The sequence below is a fragment of the Variovorax sp. P1_H12_2 genome (genome assembly GCF_056405335.1).
Window position 1 is genome coordinate 1 of sequence record NZ_JBFUCI010000552.1, and the last position, 3,476, is coordinate 3,476.

Consider the following 3,476-nt stretch of genomic DNA (forward strand, 5'->3'; position numbering starts at 1 on the left):
CCCTCGAGAGGCGCCCGGCTGGCCCTGCGCACTGATCAAGCGCTGGGGCTCCCTTAGCAAAAAACCCGCCAACATGTGACGACGGCGGGTTTGTGGCGGGATTGTAGTGACGCCAGATCGCCGTTCCAGCGCGTATTCGACGGGGTTTTCCCGCTGGCGGATCGCCAAGCAGGTGGGCCGTGCAAGGGAGTACCGATGCGGCTGCAGCTGCGTATCAGCGGCTGGCGTCCTGGTTGCGTTTTCGCAATTCGCGTAGTTTTTCCGCAATACGGATTTCGAGGCCGCGCTCCACCGGACGGTAGAACGCAGGCGGATCGACGCCCTCGGGCAGATAGCTCTCGCCGGCCGCGAAGCCGCCCTCCTCGTCGTGCGCGTAGCGGTAGCCCTTGCCGTAGTCGAGCTGCTTCATGAGCTTGGTCGGCGCATTGCGCAGGTGCATCGGGACCGGCCGCGTGCCGTCCGACTGGATGAAGGCCTTGACCTCGTTGTAGGCCTTGTAGACCGCGTTGGACTTCGGCGCCACCGCGAGATAGACCACGCACTGGGCCAGCGCCAGTTCGCCTTCGGGTGTCCCGAGCCGCTCATAGACCTCGGCGGCATCGAGCGCCAGGCGCAGCGCACGCGGATCGGCCAGGCCGATGTCCTCGCTCGCCATGCGCACCAGCCGGCGCGCCATGTAGCGCGGATCGGCGCCGCCGTCGAGCATTCGGACGAACCAGTAGAGCGCCGCATCCGGATCGCTGCCGCGCACCGACTTGTGCAGGGCGGAGATGGTGTCGTAGAACTGCTCGCCGCCCTTGTCGTAGCGCCGCAGCCGCTCGCCGAGCACCCGCAGCAGCCATTCGTCCGTGAGGGTGTCGAGCTTCTCGGCGCGGGCCGCCACCGCCAGCGTCTCGAGCGTATTGAGCAGGCGCCTGGCGTCGCCATCGGCATAGGCCACCAGGCGGTCGACGGCCTCGGCGTCGATCGCCGGCACCGCCTGGATGCCCTGCGCCCGCTCCACGATCTTCTTGAGATCGGCCTCGCCCAGAGGCTGCAGCACATACACCGCGGCCCGCGACAACAGCGCCGAATTGACCTCGAAGGACGGGTTCTCGGTGGTCGCGCCGATGAAGGTGAACAGGCCCGACTCCACGTGCGGCAGGAAGGCGTCCTGCTGGCTCTTGTTGAAGCGGTGCACCTCGTCGACGAAGACGATGGTTCGGCGCTGCTCGAGTCCGTCGCGTGCCGAGGTGGCGCGTTCGACCGCGTCGCGGATGTCCTTCACGCCGCCGAGCACCGCGCTGATGCTCAGGAACTGGGCATCGAAGGCATCGGCCATCAGTCGCGCGATGGTCGTCTTTCCGGTGCCGGGCGGGCCCCAGAGGATGCACGAATGCGGCTGGCCGGATTCGAAGGCGATGCGCAACGGCATGCCGGGGCCCAGCAGGTGCTGCTGGCCGATCACCTCGCCCAGGGTGCGCGGGCGAAGTCGTTCAGCGAGAGGTTGGTGGGTGGAGGTGGCCATCCGCGGCCGGCACTACTGGCGGATCACGTCGGCGCCGCTCGGCACCTTGAACTGGAAGGTCCCGGCCGGCAGCGGCGGATTGACCTCGACCTTGCCGAACTTCAGCGCCGAGCGCTGACCGAAGCTGTCCAGGATCTCGAGCGCGGACAGCGCGTCGCCCTGGAAGCCGATCTGCACGCTCTGCAGCTGGCCGTCCTTGCTCTTCGGCGTCGCCTTGACCCATTGCAGCCCGTCGCGCTCGGGGGCGGCCTCGAGCGCGAAATCGGCCTGCAGCGCGCGCAGGTCGGGCGCGGCGGCGATCAGCGCGGCGGGCGTGGACCCGAGCGCCTGCGCCTGCTTGCGCTGCGTGACCTGGTTCAGGTCGGCGTCATAGAGCCACAGCGTGTCGCCGTCGGCGACGATGCTCTGGACAAAGGGCTTCTTGTAGTCGAACCTGAATTTGCCCGGCCGCTGGAACTCGAAGCTGCCGGTCGAGACCTTGGGGCGCGATTCCTGGCCCTCTTTGGGCGGCGCCGTCACGGTCTGCGTGAATTCCGCGCGGCCGGACTTGACCGTCTTCACGAAAGCCTCGAGGCTTTCCATGCCACCGGCCCAGGTACCGCCCGCCACCGCCGCCAGCAAGGCGCCTGCAATCAATTTCTTCATCAACATTCCGTTCCTTCAAGGCCGACAAAACYGGGCCGGTCAGGGGCCCGGCCGGCGCAGCCAGGCCCGTGGGTGAAACACCGCGGAACTGGCTTTGCCAGGCCGCTGGTGTTGCCCCCGGTAGGGGGCTGAGAAGCCGCGGCTCCGAGCCTGCCTGCGCAGGCTTGGACGGCTTCGAAGAGCCRCTGCCTCTGGCAGCGACTCGAGGCAACTACCTGGGGGCGAGCTTATTCCGTCCTTGCCGGCACCAGGATCTCGCGCTGGCCGCTGCCGCTCATCGCGCTCACCAGGCCGGCGTTCTCCATGTCCTCGACCAGCCGGGCGGCGCGGTTGTAGCCGATCTTCAAATGGCGCTGCACCAGCGAGATGCTGGCCTTGCGGTGCTTGAGCACGACTTCGACCGCCTGGTCGTACATCGGGTCCTTCTCGCCGCCGTCGCTGCCGCCCTCTCCCAGCACATCGCCGTCGCCGTCGACCGTGCCGCCTTCGAGCACGCCCTCGATGTAGTCCGGTTCGCCCTGCGACTTCAGGTAGGCCACGACGCGGTGGACTTCCTCATCGCTCACGAAGGCACCGTGCACGCGCACCGGCAGGCCGGTGCCGCTCGGCATGTAGAGCATGTCGCCCATGCCCAGCAACGCCTCGGCGCCCATCTGGTCGAGGATGGTGCGCGAGTCGATCTTGCTCGACACCTGGAAGGCGATGCGGGTCGGGATATTGGCCTTGATCAGGCCGGTGATCACGTCCACGCTGGGCCGCTGCGTCGCCAGGATCAGGTGGATGCCGGCCGCGCGCGCCTTCTGCGCCAGCCGTGCGATCAGCTCCTCGATCTTCTTGCCGACCACCATCATCAGGTCGGCCAGCTCGTCGATCACGACCACGATGTGCGGTTCGCGCGCGAGCGGCTCGGGGCTGTCGGGTGTCAGGCTGAAGGGGTTGTAGATGAACTCCTCGCGCGCCTTCGCCTCGTCGATCTTGACGTTGTAGCCGGCCAGGTTGCGCACCCCCAGCTTGCTCATAAGCTTGTAGCGGCGCTCCATCTCGGCCACGCACCAGTTGAGGCCGTGGGCCGCCTGCCGCATGTCGGTCACGACCGGCGCCAGCAGGTGCGGAATGCCTTCGTAGACCGACATCTCGAGCATCTTCGGGTCGATCATCAGCAGGCGCACATCGCGCGCCTCGGCCTTGTACAACAGGCTCAGGATCATCGCGTTGATGCCGACCGACTTGCCCGAACCGGTGGTTCCGGCCACCAGCACGTGCGGCATCTTGGCGAGGTCGGCCACCACCGGATTGCCGATGATGTCCTTGCCCAGGCCCATCG

General features: G+C 67.4%; 3 protein-coding genes. All 3 read right to left on the reverse strand.

The features are described from left to right. Positions 1-214: 214 nt before the first annotated feature. The gene (locus tag AC1D2K_RS32115) at positions 215-1,507 is read right to left on the reverse strand and encodes a replication-associated recombination protein A (RefSeq protein WP_478094161.1); all 1,293 of its coding nucleotides are present in this window, start codon (positions 1,505-1,507) and stop codon (positions 215-217) included. Positions 1,508-1,519: 12 nt separating this feature from the next. Further along, entirely contained in the window at positions 1,520-2,152 is a 633-nt protein-coding gene (gene lolA / locus AC1D2K_RS32120; RefSeq protein WP_478094163.1) for an outer membrane lipoprotein periplasmic chaperone LolA, read from the reverse strand. A gap of 227 nt (positions 2,153-2,379) precedes the next feature. Beyond that, positions 2,380-3,476, reverse strand: a 1,097-nt coding sequence (locus tag AC1D2K_RS32125; RefSeq protein WP_478094165.1) for a DNA translocase FtsK, incomplete at its 5' end; no start/stop codon positions are given.

Excerpts from the sequence above, each read along its gene's own strand:
- AC1D2K_RS32115 (WP_478094161.1), bottom strand. The coding sequence starts at position 1,507 with ATGGCCACCTCCACCCACCAACCTCTCGCTGAACGACTTCGCCCGCGC.
- lolA (WP_478094163.1), bottom strand. The coding sequence starts at position 2,152 with ATGAAGAAATTGATTGCAGGCGCCTTGCTGGCGGCGGTGGCGGGCGGT.